This window comes from Saccharomonospora sp. CUA-673 (assembly GCF_001942305.1).
Lineage (GTDB): Bacteria > Actinomycetota > Actinomycetes > Mycobacteriales > Pseudonocardiaceae > Prauserella.
The window spans coordinates 52076-66394 of sequence record NZ_MKKE01000015.1 but is presented as its reverse complement, the minus strand read 5'-3'; the positions used below and the strand labels follow the sequence as shown (position 1 = coordinate 66394).

Sequence of the window (14319 nt, the reverse complement as noted above, 5' to 3'; positions counted from 1 at the left end):
GAACGCCGAGACCGGCGCGGGAACCCTCAGTAGAACGGGACGGCGAACAGCGACAGCGACACCACGAGCCCACCGACGGCGATGACGCAGGCAGGCGGCCACGTCAACGGCAGCCGCTGCTGCTCAGGGGCCCGCAGCCGCTGGATACGCGCCTGCACGGGGCCGTTGGCCACCGGCATCGCCCCGGCCGGGGTGCCCGCGGAGCCGTTGGCCTTGAACCGCTCGAGCGCGCTGGCCAGCGGCTCGCGGCCGCCCGCGCGCACGGCGCGGTCATCGGCGCACATCTCGACGAGCAGTTCGATCGTCGAGCACACCCGCGTCAGCAGCGCACTGCCCGGCAGCAGTCGGCGGAGCGCCTGGAACGGCTGGATCACGAGGTCGTGGCGTTCGCGCGCGTGGGCGCGCTCGTGCGCGAGGACGGCGCCCAGCTCGGCGTCGCTGAGCATGTTCCTGGCACCGGCGCTCACGACGATGTGCGGCGTGCGACCGGGCAGGCAGTACGCCACGGCGACCGGGTGGTCGACGACGAGCGCGTCGGTGTCCTCCCGCGCGACGAGCTGGAGCAGCAGCCGGTGACGCGCCCGCGCACGGGCCGTGCTGCGCAGGCACAGCAGCTGATTGACGAACACCCAGCCGCCGACGGCCAGGCCGAGCGCGACCGCGCCGAAGTGCCAGATGTCGAGCTCGTAGAACCGCCACGGCAGCTCGAGAGCGAGCGCCGGCAAAAGGCCACGGCCGAACGGTTCCAGTCCGAACGACAGCAGCGCCCCGACGAGCGACACCACCATGGTCAGCGAGGTGACCTGCCACAACACGAGTGCGGCGCGCGGGTGCGCGTGGGTCCAACGGCCGCGCAGAAGCCAGATCGCCACGAGCACGGCCGTTGTACCCGCAACGAGGTGGTGCGCGGCGAGGGTCACGGTGACTCGCCCCGCTCGAGGGCCTTGCGCAGGGCGTCGGCCTCGTGGTTGGTGACCGACTGGGCGAAGCGCACCAGTGCCGAGTCACGGTCGCCGGTCATCTCGAGGGCCTCCAACATCAGCTCGGCGACGTACTCGTCGCGGCTGGCGGCCGGCGCGTACAGCCAGGCGCGACCGGAGCGCTTCCTGTGCACGACGTCCTTGGCGGCGAGCCTGGTCAGCACGGTCATGACCGTCGTGTACGCCAGGTCGCGGTCCGACAGTTCCTCATGGACCGAGCGCACGGTGGCGGGTTCGCTCCGCGCCCAGAGCACTTCCATCACCGCGCGCTCCAGTTCACCCAGCTTCGCCACGTCCACCCTTTCGCCGAAAGTCCATCGAAAATTGAACCACGACAACAACCCGTGCGGCTGCGAGTTGTGATCCTTTCGGTGCCGTTCCGGTTTGGGACATTTTAGGTCGAAATGTCAGTTTGGACGAGGGGCGGGTGCGGTGAACGTGACCGGATCGAGGGGTTGGCCCGCCTCGTACTGGTCGTTGAACAGCTCGCGCCCCTCGGCGGTGAGCGTGGCCGGCACGTCCCGCCAGACACGCAGACCCGCGTCGACCTCCGGTTCGCCGGGCGCGAGATCGGCCAGCGGCATGCGGCGGGCCGTGTCGGGCCAGTGCTCGATGTCGACCACCGTGAGCCGCGCGGCACCGCCGGCGTCGAACTCCACCCACGGACTGTGCACCATCACGTACATGAGGCCGCCGTGCCCCGCGAGCCGCACATCGCCCCGGAACCGCAGCACCTCGGACGTTGCGGGCTCGGCTTCGGCGGCGTCGGGCTCGAAGTGGAAGAAGCTGCCGTCGACGACCGAACCACCGTCCTTGGCGCCGCAGCCACCGTCCCGCAACCTGGCCACGTACGCCACGAAGCTCCGCTTCAGCCCCCATGTCAGCCCGGGCTGCGGATCACCCACGCGACCTCCTCGTCACTCCGGGTAGCCGACGTCAAGGCTCCCGAGGGCCCGATGGTTGCCATCCAGTGCTGCCGCGCGTCAGCGCGCCGTTGGGGGGCGGTGGTCGGGCGACGGGTGGGCGCGACCATCGGGCCTCGGGAGCATTTTTCACGTGGGGCGGGACGTTACGGGATCACGCTGGGGAGTGACCAGGGGTTGCGCGTGGGCTCACGCGGCGTCACGCGGTGCCGACGGCGTCCTGCAGTTCGGCACCCGCGGCGGTACGGGCGCAGTGCGCGCAGCAGAAGTACCTGCCGTCGGCCGACACCCCGTGCCCGATCACCCGGCATCCGCAGTGCTCGCACACCGGTGCCAACCGGTGGATCGCGCATTCGAACGAGTCGAAGACGTGCACACCCCCACCACGGGTGCGGATCTCGAACGTCATGTCGTAGTCGTTGCCGCAGACCTCGCAGGTCGTCATGGTTCGCTCCTTCGCCTCGGCTACGGACACGCATAGGCGTTCCCGCATGTGTCGGAGGAAAACGTGGCGGGTCAGCCGGCCGGGTGGCGCGAGCGCGCCAACCGCGAGGGCCACCAGATCGACGGTCCGATGTTCACGGCCAGTGCGGGTACGAGCAGTGACCGCACCAGCAGCGTGTCGACGAGGACGCCGAACGCGACGATGAAGGCCAGCTGGACCATGAACAGGATCGGCAGCACGGCCAACGCGGCGAACGTCGCCGCGAGGACCACGCCCGCCGACGTGATCACCCCACCGGTCACCGCGAGCGCCCTGAGCGTGCCCTCCCGCGTGCCGAGCGCGAACGCCTCCTCGCGCGCCCGCGTCATCAGGAAGATGTTGTAGTCGATCCCGAGCGCCACCAGGAACACGAATCCGAACAGCGGGACCACCGGATCCGCGCCGGGAAAGCCGAGAACGTGGTTGAACACCACCGCGGACACGCCCATCGTCGCCGCGAACGACAGCACGACCGTGCCCATCAGCAACAAGGGCGCGACCACCGAACGCAACAGCAGACACAACACGGCGAACACCGCGACCAGCACCGCCGGGATGATCACCGTGCGATCGCGTTGCGAGGTGTCCTGGGTGTCGAGCAGGACCGCGGTCTCGCCACCGACCTGGGCATCGACGCCGCGCCGGTCCTCGATCGCGGCCCGGACGTCCCGCACGATCTCGACCGCCCGTTCGGAGTCGGGCGGCGGCTCCAGCACGGCGTCGATGCGTACCCGCTCGCCGGCGGTCGCCGTCGGCCGCACGGACGCCACGCCGTCGACTCCTCCGACCACCGACACGACCGCCCGCGCGTCGGCAACGGTCGTCGTCACGATCGTCGCGCGCCGGTACCTCCGGGGAAGTGCCTGCCCAGTGCCTGCTGACCGGCGGCCGAGTCGACGTCGGTCAGGAAGACCTCCGACTGGGCCGTCCCGCTCGCCTGGAGCTGGCCGACGAATCCGGCTCCGACGGCCAGCAGCAACGTCGTGCCGATCCACAGGACACGCGGCCGCCTGCCCACGAACCGGGCCACGCGGTTCCACACGCCCGCCCTGCGATGCGATGCCGTCGGCCGGAACGGCCAGAACGCCACCCTTCCCGACACGGCCAGGACGCACGGCAGGAACGTCATCGCCGCCAGGAAGGCGGCTCCGACGCCGATGGCCGCGACCGGACCGAGCCCCTTGTTCGAGTTCAGGTCGCTCAGCAGTAGACACAGCACGCCCAGGACGACGGTGCCTGCCGACGCGGCGACGGGTTCGACGGTCGCCCGCCACGCCCGGCGCATCGCGGAGAACCGGTCCGCGTCCTCGGCCAGCTGCTCCCGGTATCGCGCCACCAGCAGCAGGGCGTAGTCGGTCGCGGCACCGAACACGAGGATGAACAGGATGCCCTGGCTCTGGCCGTTGAGGGCGAGCACGTCCGCATCGGCCAGCAGATAGACGACGAGACCGGCCAGTCCGAGCGCAAGCACTGCCGAGAGCAGCACCATCAGCGGCAACAGCGGCGAGCGGTAGACGATCAGCAGGATCACCGCGACGACGGTCCCGGCGACGAGCACCAGCAACCCGTCGATACCTCCGAAGGCCTCACCGAGGTCCGCGGCCTGCCCGGCAGGCCCGGTCACGTACACCGCGAGCCCACCCGGGCGCCCCGCATCGGCCCGCTGGCGCAGCTGCTCGACCGCCACGTCCGGCTCCCCCGTCACCGGCACCACGAACTGGGCCGCCCTGCCGTCCTGCGAGGGGAGCAGGGGCGAGGCGTCCTGCCCACGCAGCTCGTCGAGGAACCTCCGGTCGGGGGCGGTCAGTCCGCCATCGCGTTCGCCGACCACGATCGCGGGGGCACCGCCCCGGTCGCCGCCGAACCGGGGCAACAGCTCCGAGACCGCCGTGGACTCGGCGGAGGCAGGCAGGAACGACGTGTTGTCGGTCCGGGCCACGTCGCTCAGCTGGCCCGCGTACGGACCGCCGATCCCGCCGACGACCAGCCAGCCGAGGATCGCCACGGCGGGCAGGAGAACGCGGGCGGCGAACCGTCGTCGGGAGGAATCCACTCGGCAGGGCTACCCGCGTGTTCTACGCTCACGCGCCATGAACGCCACGAGCACGTCCAGCGGATCGCCGGAGTCCGCGAAGGCCACGCTGCACCGTTACCTGCAGCAGGCTCGCGACACGCTGCTCTGGAAGCTCGACGGCGTGAGCGAGTACGACGCACGCAGGCCCCTGACGCCGACGGGGACGAACCTGCTGGGCCTGGTCAAGCACGTCGCAGGGGTCGAGTTCGGATATATGTCCACGGTGTTCGGCCACGGCGAGGGCGCGCCCGCGTGGCTGGACGGCACCGACCCGGACCCGCACGTCGACATGTGGGCGCGGCCGGACGAGTCCCGCGCCGACATCGTCGCGCTGTACCGGGCCGCGTGGGCGAACACCGACGCCGCCGTCGCGGCGCTCGACCTCGACACCGAGTCCCGCGTGCCCCACTGGCCCGACCATCGGAACCCGGTCACGCTGCACCAGGTGCTCGTGCACCTCATCGCCGACACGCAGCGGCACGCGGGGCACGCCGACATCCTGCGCGAACGCATCGACGGGTCGGCCGGCTACACGCCGTCGGCCACGAACCTGCCCGAACACACCGAATGGGACGCGTACGTGGCGAAGCTGGAGCAGGTCGCGGCACGTTTTCGCGACGAACGGACCCTGTGACGCGCCGCTGCCACCTGGCGCGGTGACCATCCGGACTGCCCGTCCTCACCGAGCTCGACGACGTCATGTTCGGCGGAGTGGCCCGCGAATCCTGACCGCCGTCAGGGGGTGCGGACGTGGACGAGGAAGTACACCGGACGCTTCTGGGGTAGGAGCTGGCGGTCGTCCTCGTCGACCATCTTCCAGCGCACCTTGCAGGTCGTCGGCTCCGCGGCCGCGCGCGCCGTCACGGGCACCCGCACCGTGTCGCCGGGCGCGGTGTCCGGGATCTCGACGCGCACCGGCGTCTCGCAGTAGCGCGGACCCGTCGCATTCTCCATCCGCGCCAGGTACCGACCTTCCCAGTGCACGCTACCGGCGTTGAGCAGCTCGAACGTCCGCGTGAACTGCTCGTTCGGCGCGACCACCGCACCATCTGGATGCCGAGGTCCGCCGCCAACGCGCTGTCGTCACCCGCGTGCACCGGCTCGGTCAACGACCCCGCGTCCTCCTGGGCCCTGGCCTCGCGTCCGGAGTCCTCGTCGTCGATCATCCGCACGGCGACGACGACGCCCACGGCGACCAGCACCACGGCCGGCACGGCCAACCACCGCCGCCACCCGCGACGTCCCGCCGCCCCGGGTGCATCCACCGCGGACGGCTCGACATGCTTCGGCTCGACATGCTTCGGCTCGACATGCTTCGGCTCAACATGCTCCGGCTCGGCGGCCCGCGGTTCGACGGCCGGAATCTCGCCGGCCAGAACGGCCCTGGTGTGTTCGTGGCGCTGCTGCCATTCGGTCTCGTCGCCGCCGCAGGCCCGGACGAACTCCCGCACCGTCTCCCACGGTTGCAACCGGCGGCCGGTCACCGTCAGATGCAGCGTCGCGTGCGAAACGGCACCGGACCGTTCCGCCATCTTCCGAAATGACGGATTCCCTGCCTTATGCCTTAACTGTCGGAGTCGCGCCTGCAATTCCTCGAGCGCGACCGGATGCGCGCCAACGGGTTCGACCGGGCCGGTGGCTTCAACCCCGGAATCGGACATCTCGGAATCGGACATGGCTGCTCGGCCTCCCTGGAGAGTGTCTGCCGATTCGACGCCGCCGCCGACGATTCGGTTTCCTCGAAGTCCGAAGCACCCGGCAGACGACTCGGACAGCTGTCAGACGGTGTCAAACGGCGTACGAAGAATCGTCAAACCGGCTACGCATGGCGCCCCGCTGCGGCAGTCTTCTCGCCGGTAGCCATTCCGCGATCCTCCGGGTCCTGTTCCACCGAAATCGGGTCCGGCGGTCGCGGTCACGACCATGCGAGGAGAACCATGAAACTCCGCAAGATCGCCGCCGCGGTGGGCGCCATCGTGGTCACCGCGAGCGCGGCGCTCGTGTCCGCGGGCGCCGGTCAGGCCTCGGCGGCCCCGGCGTTCAAGATGCCGTTCCCGTGCGGGTACACCGCCACCGCGGCGACCTGGCAAGGGCACAGCCCGGAACTGTCCGTCGACTGGCAGAAGTCCGGAATCACCGGCGACGCGGTGCTCGCGTCAGCGGGCGGCACGGTCACCCGGGTCGCCGACACGGGGAACACGAGCTACGGCAAGTGGATCGAGATCGACCACGGCGGCGGCTGGACCACGCGCTACGCGCACCTGTCGGCGCAGTCGGTCAGCCAGGGCCAGAAGGTCAGCACCGGCACGAAGATCGGCTCCGCGGGCGCATCCGGTGGCGTCACCGGCCCCCACCTGCACTACGAACAGCTGCTCAACGGCGCCGACCAGAAGGTCGTCGTCGACGGAAAATCGGTGCCCTACTACGGAAAGACCGACTTCACCAGCAAGAACTGCGGCGGCGGCGGTGGCGGTGGGAATCCGTACACGCCGAAGGAGGTCTGCGGATCCGGGTTCTCCGTCATCAACGAGAAAGGTCTCGGCGGGGCGGGCCGCGTGTACCTGATGTACAACTCCGGCACCGGTCAGAACTGCGTCACCACGGTGAAGAACACGAAGATCGGGTCGAAGAGCCCCGCCTCGGCACTGCTCGAGGTGCAGGGCGGCGACCGCAAGACCGACAAGGGCGAGTTCAGCTATTACGCCGGTCCGGTCAAGCAGCAAGCCGCCGGGAAGTGCGTCAAATGGGGCGGCTCGGTCGGCGACAAATCGTTCACCAGCGCATTCCAACACTGCGGATCGTGAGGAGGCCGGACATGCGCAGGCTGACAGCGACGGTACTGGCCGCGGCGATCGCGGCCGTGGGTCTCGGCGGGGCGGCGACGGCCGACGAACCGCGGGCGACGGCCGGTGCGGTGAACATGGAGAAGGTCGTCAAGGCCGCCATGTGGGATCCGTACAAGCCGAACTCGTCGATCACCCCGGGCGCGGGTGACTCGGTGAAACGAGTCGAGAAAGCCCTGGCGGACAAGGGAATGCTCGCCGGCAAGTACGTCGACGGACACTTCGGCACCAGCACGGTCGAGGCGTACGCGAAGTACCAGCGTTCGCTCGGCCACTCCGGACTGGACGCCAGCGGACTGCCCGGCAAGGGTTCGCTGACGAAGCTCGGTGCGAGCGGCGGATTCGACGTGACGCGCACGATCGACGTCGGCGGGAAGGTGACGATCGGGTCCGGCCAGGTGCTCAACCGGCGCACCCTGGCGATGATCGAGGAGGCCGAGAAGCGCTCCGGGATCGATCTGACGATCACGCAGGGCTCGTACACCGGGTCGAACCCCGACTCGGCGGGCACGCACGACGGCGGCGGCGCGGTCGACATCTCCGTGCGCGGCATCGACGCGACCAAGGCGACGAAGACGTTGCGGCAGGTCGGTTTCGCCGCGTGGCACCGCACCGCCGACCAGGGCGACTGGGCGCCGCACATCCACGCCATCGCGATCAGCGACACCGCCATGTCGCCGGCCGCGCAGGCTCAGGCCGGCGACTACTACCTGGGCAGGAACGGCCTCGCGAACCACGCCCCCGACGACGGCCCCAAGGTCGAGAAGGTGACCTGGGAGGAGTACCGCCGCTCCCAGTAGCCGCCGCGTTCAGCGGACGTAGGTGGCCAGGTGTTCGCCGGTGAGAGTTGCACCAGTGGCGACGAGGTCGGCGGGGGTGCCCTCGTAGACGATCCGCCCGCCGTCGTGGCCCGCGCCGGGGCCGAGGTCGATGATCCAGTCGGCGTGGGCCATGACGGCCTGGTGGTGCTCGATGACGATCACGGACTTGCCCGAGTCGACGAGCCGGTCGAGCAGTGCGAGCAGCTGGTCGACGTCGGCCAGGTGCAGACCGGTCGTCGGCTCGTCGAGCACGTACACGCCGGCGCCGTCGGTCAGGTGCGTCGCCAGCTTCAGCCGCTGCCGTTCGCCACCGGACAGCGTCGTGAGCGGCTGGCCCAACGTGAGATAGCCGAGTCCGACGTCGTCGAGGCGGGTGAGGATCTTGTGCGCCGCTGGCACCTTCGCCTCGCCCGAGCCGAAGAACTCCGCCGCGTGGGCCACCGACAGCGCGAGCACCTCGCTGATGTCCTTGCCGCCGAAGGTGTACTCGAGCACGTCGGGTTGGAACCGTTTGCCCTCGCATTCCTCGCAGGGCGTCGACACTCCGGCCATGATCGCCAGGTCGAGGTAGAGCACGCCCGCGCCGTTGCAGTTCGGGCACGCGCCCTCGGAGTTGGCGCTGAACAGTCCCGGTTTCACCCCGGTGGCCTTGGCGAACGCCTTGCGGATCGGGTCGAGCGCGCCCGTGTAGGTCGCCGGGTTGGAGCGCCGCGACCCCTTGATCGCGCCCTGGTCGACGATCACCACGTCGTCGCGTCCGGCGAGCGAACCGTGCACCAGCGAGCTCTTGCCCGACCCGGCCACGCCGGTGACGACGGTGAGCACGCCGAGCGGGATGTCGACGTCGACGCCGGTGAGGTTGTGCAGGTCGGCGCCGCGGATCTCGAGCGCGCCGTCGCCGGTCCGCACCGACGGTTTGAGCGCCGCACGGTCGTCGAGGTGCTTGCCGGTGAGCGTGTCACTGGCGCGCAGTTCGTCGACGGTGCCCTCGAAGCCCACCGTGCCGCCGTCGGTCCCGGCGCCGGGGCCGAGGTCGACGACGTGGTCGGCGATCGCGATCGTCTCGGGTTTGTGCTCGACCACCAGCACCGTGTTTCCCTTGTCCCGCAACCGCAACAGCAGGTCGTTCATGCGCGCGATGTCGTGCGGGTGCAGGCCGATCGTCGGCTCGTCGAACACGTACGTGACGTCGGTCAGCGACGAGCCGAGGTGCCGGATCAGCTTGGTGCGCTGCGCCTCGCCGCCGGACAGCGTCCCGGACGGCCGGTCCAGCGACAGGTAGCCGAGTCCGATCTCGACGAACGAGTCGAGCGTCTGCTGCAACGTCTCCAGCAACGGGCGCGCCGCGGGTGCGTCGAGCCCGCGGACCCATTCCGCCAGGTCGCTGATCTGCATCGCGCACGCCTCGGCGATGTTGATGCCGTCGATCTTCGACGAGCGCGCCGTGTCGTTGAGCCGCGTCCCGCCGCAGTCCGGGCACGTGGTGAACGTGATCGCCTTGTCGACGAACGTCCTGATGTGCGGCTGCATCGCCTCGCGGTCCTTCGACAGCATCGACTTCTGCAGCTTCGGGATGATGCCCTCGTAGGTGAGGTTGATGCCGTCGACCTTGATCTTGGTCGGCTCCTTGTACAGCAGGTCGTCCAATTCGGACTTACTGAACTCGCGCAGCGGCTTGTCCGGGTCGAAGAACCCGCAGCCGATGTAGATCCGCCCGTACCAGCCCTCCGCACCCCAGCCCGGGATCGTGAACGGGCCCTCGCGGAGGGACTTGGAGTCGTCGTACATGGCGCTCAGGTCGAAGTCGGTGACCCGGCCGGTGCCCTCGCACGCCGCGCACATGCCGCCGAGGATGCTGAACGTGCGCTTCTCCTTGACCTGCTTCCCGCCGCGTTCCACGGTGATCGCACCCGCGCCGCTGGCCGAGGCGACGTTGAACGAGAACGCCTTCGGCGACCCGATGTGCGGCTCACCGAGCTTGCTGAACAGGATCCGCAGCATGGCGCCGGTGTCGGTGGCGGTACCGACGGTCGAGCGCGGATCGGCGCCCATGCGTTCCTGGTCGACGATGATCGCCGTGGTGAGCCCGTCGAGGACGTCGACGTCCGGCCGCGCGAGCGTCGGCATGAACCCCTGCACGAACGTGCTGTAGGTCTCGTTGATCATCCGCTGCGACTCGGCGGCGATCGTCGCGAACACCAGCGAGCTCTTGCCCGACCCCGACACCCCGGTGAACACGGTGAGCCGCCGCTTCGGCAGTTCGACGGTGATGTCGGCGAGGTTGTTCTCGCGCGCGCCCTGCACGCGGATGAGGTCGTGACTGTCGGCCGGGTGGGTCATCGGTTCTCCGCGAGGTCGATCGGACGGGTCGGGGCTGGTCGGGTCGGGGTGTGTCAGGGCTTGCCAAGGTCGAGCCGGAAGCGTCGTCAGCGGCGGGTCAACCGCACGACGGGATACACGCGATCACTCTTGCGCTGGTACTTCGCGATGCGCGGCTGAGCCTCGGCGATCCGCTGCCACGCCTCCTCGCGTTCGGCACCGTCGAGGACCTGCGGCGTGACGTCGACGGGCGACTGGCCGTGCCATTCGACGGCGACCGCGTCGGGACGGCCGGTGACGTTCGCGAACCAGTCCGGGTTCCGGCCGCCTCCGCCCGATGCGACGAGCAGCCAGCTGTCCTTGTTGTCGGGGTCGCCGTCGGCGAACCATGCGAGGGGCGTCTCGCGCGGTTCACCGCTTCGGTGGCCGACGGTGTGCAGGATCAGCAGGTCCATCCCCATCGAGCGGCCGCCCTTGCGGCGTATCCGGTTCGCCGTGGAACTGTTCGCGCGCCGCTGGAGCCACCGCGACAGCCCGCTCGGGCCCGCGTTCTTCGTCGCCATCGCCTGCCTCACCCCGCCTGCTGGATGCGGATCATGGTGCCGGCGGGGTCGCGCAGCGCGCAGTCGCGAATGCCGTACGGCTGGTCGATCGGCTCCTGCACGACCTCGACGTCGCCGCCCTGCTGGACCTTCGCGAACGCGGCGTCGACGTCCGGCGTCGACAGGTTGATCATGGCGAACGTGCCCTTGGCCATCATCTCCTCGATGAGGCGCCGTTCCTCGTCGGTGAGGCCGGGCGTCGAGGCAGGCGGGTAGAGCACGATCGACGTCCCCGGCTGGCCGGGCGGGCCGACGGTGATCCAGTGCATGTCGCCGTACTCGACGTGGTTGCGGACCTCGAAACCGAGCACGTCGCGGTAGAACGCGAGCGAGGCGTCGGGGTCGGCCAACGGGAGCATGGCCTGGGCGATAGTGAGATCTGTGCTGGTCATGGCATCAAACTAGGTCCTGTGCGCGCCGAGCGCTTCTCGATTCCTGATCGGTCGCGTCACCTGCTTGGCCACGCACGCGGGCATCCCCGCGGTCGCGCCCGCCTGCTCCGACCGATATCGACTCGGCGACATGCCGACCAGTTCCCGGAACCGCGTGCTGAACGTGCCCAGCGAACCGCAGCCGACCGCGAAGCAGACGTCGGTGACGCTCAGATCGCCGCGGCGCAGCAACGTCATGGCGCGTTCGATCCGGCGCGTCATCAGGTAGGCGTACGGCGACTCGCCGTAGGCCTCGCGGAACCGGCGGCTGAGATGGCCCGCCGACATGTGCACGCCGCGGGCCAGCGCCTCGACATCGAGCGGCTGGGCGTACTCCCGGTCGATCCGGTCGCGCACCCGCCGCAGCGACGCGAGCACCCGCATGCGCGCATCTGCATCGGTGGTCACCGGACAAGAGTGCCATGAACCCCCGACACCGCGGGTCCGTCAGTACCCCGGGGACTCCTCAGCGCCAGAGCCTCAGCGCCAGGGCACGTCGTCGAAGATCGCCGCCCAGTAGTGCGGCAACACGCGGTGCAGCGGGAGCCAGGTCGGCTCGGCCGGGTCGGCGCGCGTCGGCACCGCGACCACGACGTTCGGTCCGTGCGCCGCCAGTCGCTCCCGGCACACCCCGCACGGACTGAGCACGAGGAACCGGCCCGGTGCCTCGCGCGCGAGACACACCGACGCGACGACCGTCCGGCCCAGCCGGAACGCCGCCGTCAACGGTTCGACCTCGTGGCACAGCTCGACGGCCGGGTTGACGACGTCCGGGGCGGTTCCGGTGTGGATCGTGCCGTCGTCGAGCAGCATCGCCGCCGCGCCCCGCTCGATCTCGTCGGCGAAGCGCGTCTCGATGAGCTCCCGGCACGCGGCGACCGTCGAGGCCAGTCGCCGGGGGTCGGGAACGGTCGAGGTCACGCGCGTGACGGTACGACACGGCCCCCGGTCGCCACCACGAAAACGGGACGAATCGGGCCGTTTCGAGTTTTTTCGCGGCGGTGTCGATTCGCGGGGGTGCCCGTTCGACCTTGTGGTGAGAAGCTCCACCAGGGGGCTTCACAGCGAAGGAGCCGACGATGAAGTTCATGCTGATCATGCGGGCCACCGACGAGACTCTCGCCGCCTACGAGAACGTCGACTTCAACGAGGTCATCGCCGTCATGGGCAAGTTCAACGAGGAGATGATCAACGCGGGGGTGATGATCGGCGGCGAGGGCCTCGACCCCCAGGACCAGGGCGTGGTCGTCGACTACTCGGGCGACACCCCGGTCGTCACCGACGGCCCGTACGGCGAGACGAAGGAACTGTTCAACGGATTCTGGATGCTCGAGGTCGCCTCCAAGGAGGAGGCCGTCGAATGGGCCAAGCGCGCGCCGATGCAGGGGCCGGGCAGCAAGATGGAGATCCGCCGCGTCTCGGAGATCGACGAGTTCCCGCAGGACAACGAGTGGATCCAGAAGGAACGCGGCTGGCGGGAGCAGCTCGGCCAGAAGTGAGCCTCGGGTGACCGAGCACGTCGAGGCCAGGCGCCGCGTCGAGGCGATCTGGCGGATGGAGTCGGCGCGGATCGTCGGTGCGCTCACCCGCTACACCGGCGATTTCGCGCTGGCCGAGGACGTTGCACAGGAAGCCCTCGCGGAGGCGCTGGTCCACTGGCCCCGCGAGGGCGTTCCGCGTGACCCCGTGGCGTGGCTGCTGACGACCGGCCGGCGCCGGGCCGTCGACGCGTTCCGCAGGCGGTCCGCGTTCGACGAGCGACTGCCCGACCTCGCCGCGGCCTCCGGTGTCGACATGTCGCCTGACGGGGGCGGCTCCTCGGGGAGCGCCGCGGGTCCCGACGACTCCTCCGACGACGACGACGTGCTGGCGTTGATGTTCACCTCGTGCCACCCGGTGCTCTCGCGCGAGGCGCAGGTGGCGTTGACGTTGCGCGTGGTCGGCGGTCTGACGAGCGACGAGATCGCGCGGGCGTTCCTCGCCCCGACGGCCACCGTGCAGGCGCGCATCACGCGCGCGAAGAAGACACTGTCGGCGGCCCAGGTCCCGTTCACCGTGCCGCCGGACGACGAGCTCGGCGCGCGGCTCGGATCCGTGCTCAGCGTCGTCTACCTGATCTTCACCGAGGGGTCGTCGGCGAGCTCGGGCGACGCGTTGATCCGCATCGACCTCGCCCGCGAGGCGCGGCGGCTGGGCCGCGTGCTGACGCGCCTCATGCCGGGCGAGCACGAGGTGCACAGCCTGTCGGCGCTGATGGAGCTGACCGCCGCCCGGTTCCCCGCGCGCACCGACGCCGACGGCGAACCCGTGCTGCTCGAGGACCAGAACCGCCGGCTGTGGGACTCCTCGGCGATCCGCCGCGGACGGGCGGCGCTGGCGGCGGCGACGCGCATCGGCCGCGGACTCGGGTACTACGGGCTGCAGGCGTCGATCGCCGAATGCCACGCGGTCGCCCCGTCGGTCGCCGACACCGACTGGGACCGGATCGTCGTGCTGTACGAAGCGCTGGGCAGGCTGGCGCCGTCACCGATCGTGGAGCTGAACCGGGCCGTGGCGGTGTCGATGGCCCGCGGCCCCGCCGAGGCGCTCGACATCGTCGACGGTCTCGCCGACTCCGACGCCCTCGCCCGCTCGCACCAGCTGGCCGGCGTGCGCGCGGAACTGCTCATCCGGCTCGGCCGCGTGTCGGAGGCCCGCACGGAACTCGACCGCGCCATCTCCCTCTGCGCCAACCCCCGAGAACGCACCATCCTCCGCCGCAAACAAACCACCCTGTAACCGCCGCCGCCGTGTCAGCGTTCGGCGTCGCCGTGTCAGCGTTTCGCGTCGCCGTGTCAGCACC

General features: G+C 70.2%; 15 protein-coding genes and 2 pseudogenes. 5 read left to right on the top strand and 12 right to left on the bottom strand.

Features of this window, described 5'->3' with window-relative positions:
• Positions 1 to 26: 26 nt before the first annotated feature.
• The 5 genes and pseudogenes from BJF85_RS09115 to BJF85_RS09095 form a co-directional block, all read right to left on the bottom strand.
• Positions 27 to 920 (bottom strand): M56 family metallopeptidase, encoded by an 894-nt coding sequence (locus BJF85_RS09115; protein WP_075846603.1) that lies wholly within the window; start codon positions 918 to 920, stop codon positions 27 to 29.
• Entirely contained in the window at positions 917 to 1279 is a 363-nt protein-coding gene (locus tag BJF85_RS09110; protein ID WP_075846602.1) for a BlaI/MecI/CopY family transcriptional regulator, read from the bottom strand. The genes BJF85_RS09115 and BJF85_RS09110 overlap by 4 nt, the downstream gene beginning before the upstream one ends.
• 108 nt (positions 1280 to 1387) lie before the next feature.
• Entirely contained in the window at positions 1388 to 1885 is a 498-nt protein-coding gene (locus BJF85_RS09105; protein ID WP_075846601.1) for an HtaA domain-containing protein, read from the bottom strand.
• Positions 1886 to 2102: 217 nt separating this feature from the next.
• Positions 2103 to 2348, bottom strand: a complete 246-nt coding sequence (locus BJF85_RS09100; RefSeq protein ID WP_075846625.1) for a Prokaryotic metallothionein — start codon at positions 2346 to 2348, stop codon at positions 2103 to 2105.
• A gap of 71 nt (positions 2349 to 2419) precedes the next feature.
• Positions 2420 to 4440, bottom strand: a pseudogene (locus tag BJF85_RS09095) (MMPL family transporter).
• A gap of 37 nt (positions 4441 to 4477) precedes the next feature.
• On the opposite strand from BJF85_RS09095, the gene BJF85_RS09090 reads away from it, so the two are divergent.
• Positions 4478 to 5095 (top strand): DinB family protein, encoded by a 618-nt coding sequence (locus BJF85_RS09090; protein WP_075846600.1) that lies wholly within the window; start codon positions 4478 to 4480, stop codon positions 5093 to 5095.
• A gap of 101 nt (positions 5096 to 5196) precedes the next feature.
• On the opposite strand, the gene BJF85_RS09085 is transcribed toward BJF85_RS09090, so the two are convergent.
• A complete protein-coding gene (locus tag BJF85_RS09085; protein ID WP_075846599.1) occupies positions 5197 to 5502 on the bottom strand; it encodes an NBR1-Ig-like domain-containing protein in 306 nt (101 codons plus the stop codon).
• Positions 5503 to 5927: 425 nt separating this feature from the next.
• A pseudogene (locus tag BJF85_RS31295) lies at positions 5928 to 5993 on the bottom strand (hypothetical protein); the annotation flags it as partial.
• A gap of 405 nt (positions 5994 to 6398) precedes the next feature.
• Here BJF85_RS31295 and BJF85_RS09075 point away from each other — a divergent pair.
• Positions 6399 to 7265 carry a M23 family metallopeptidase gene (locus BJF85_RS09075; RefSeq protein WP_075846598.1) on the top strand — a complete coding sequence of 289 codons (867 nt, stop codon included), beginning with the start codon at positions 6399 to 6401 and terminating at the stop codon, positions 7263 to 7265.
• A gap of 11 nt (positions 7266 to 7276) precedes the next feature.
• A complete protein-coding gene (locus tag BJF85_RS09070) occupies positions 7277 to 8104 on the top strand; it encodes a peptidoglycan-binding protein (RefSeq protein WP_075846597.1) in 828 nt (275 codons plus the stop codon).
• A gap of 9 nt (positions 8105 to 8113) precedes the next feature.
• On the opposite strand, the gene BJF85_RS09065 is transcribed toward BJF85_RS09070, so the two are convergent.
• The 5 genes from BJF85_RS09065 to BJF85_RS09045 form a co-directional block, all read right to left on the bottom strand.
• On the bottom strand, positions 8114 to 10465 hold the full coding sequence (locus BJF85_RS09065; RefSeq protein WP_075846596.1) for an excinuclease ABC subunit UvrA: 2352 nt from the start codon (positions 10463 to 10465) through the stop codon (positions 8114 to 8116).
• An 86-nt stretch (positions 10466 to 10551) separates the two neighbouring features.
• Complete coding sequence (locus BJF85_RS09060; protein WP_075846624.1) at positions 10552 to 11007, bottom strand: nitroreductase family deazaflavin-dependent oxidoreductase; 456 nt, start codon at positions 11005 to 11007, stop codon at positions 10552 to 10554.
• A gap of 8 nt (positions 11008 to 11015) precedes the next feature.
• Positions 11016 to 11438 carry a VOC family protein gene (locus BJF85_RS09055; protein ID WP_075846595.1) on the bottom strand — a complete coding sequence of 141 codons (423 nt, stop codon included), beginning with the start codon at positions 11436 to 11438 and terminating at the stop codon, positions 11016 to 11018.
• 9 nt (positions 11439 to 11447) lie between these two features.
• Entirely contained in the window at positions 11448 to 11861 is a 414-nt protein-coding gene (locus BJF85_RS09050; RefSeq protein ID WP_187346890.1) for a helix-turn-helix transcriptional regulator, read from the bottom strand.
• A 96-nt stretch (positions 11862 to 11957) separates the two neighbouring features.
• Positions 11958 to 12398 (bottom strand): cytidine deaminase, encoded by a 441-nt coding sequence (locus BJF85_RS09045; protein ID WP_222844476.1) that lies wholly within the window; start codon positions 12396 to 12398, stop codon positions 11958 to 11960.
• A 158-nt stretch (positions 12399 to 12556) separates the two neighbouring features.
• On the opposite strand from BJF85_RS09045, the gene BJF85_RS09040 reads away from it, so the two are divergent.
• Entirely contained in the window at positions 12557 to 12976 is a 420-nt protein-coding gene (locus BJF85_RS09040; RefSeq protein WP_075846593.1) for a YciI family protein, read from the top strand.
• A 55-nt stretch (positions 12977 to 13031) separates the two neighbouring features.
• Positions 13032 to 14255, top strand: a complete 1224-nt coding sequence (locus BJF85_RS09035; protein ID WP_075846622.1) for an RNA polymerase sigma factor — start codon at positions 13032 to 13034, stop codon at positions 14253 to 14255.
• Positions 14256 to 14319: the final 64 nt, after the last annotated feature.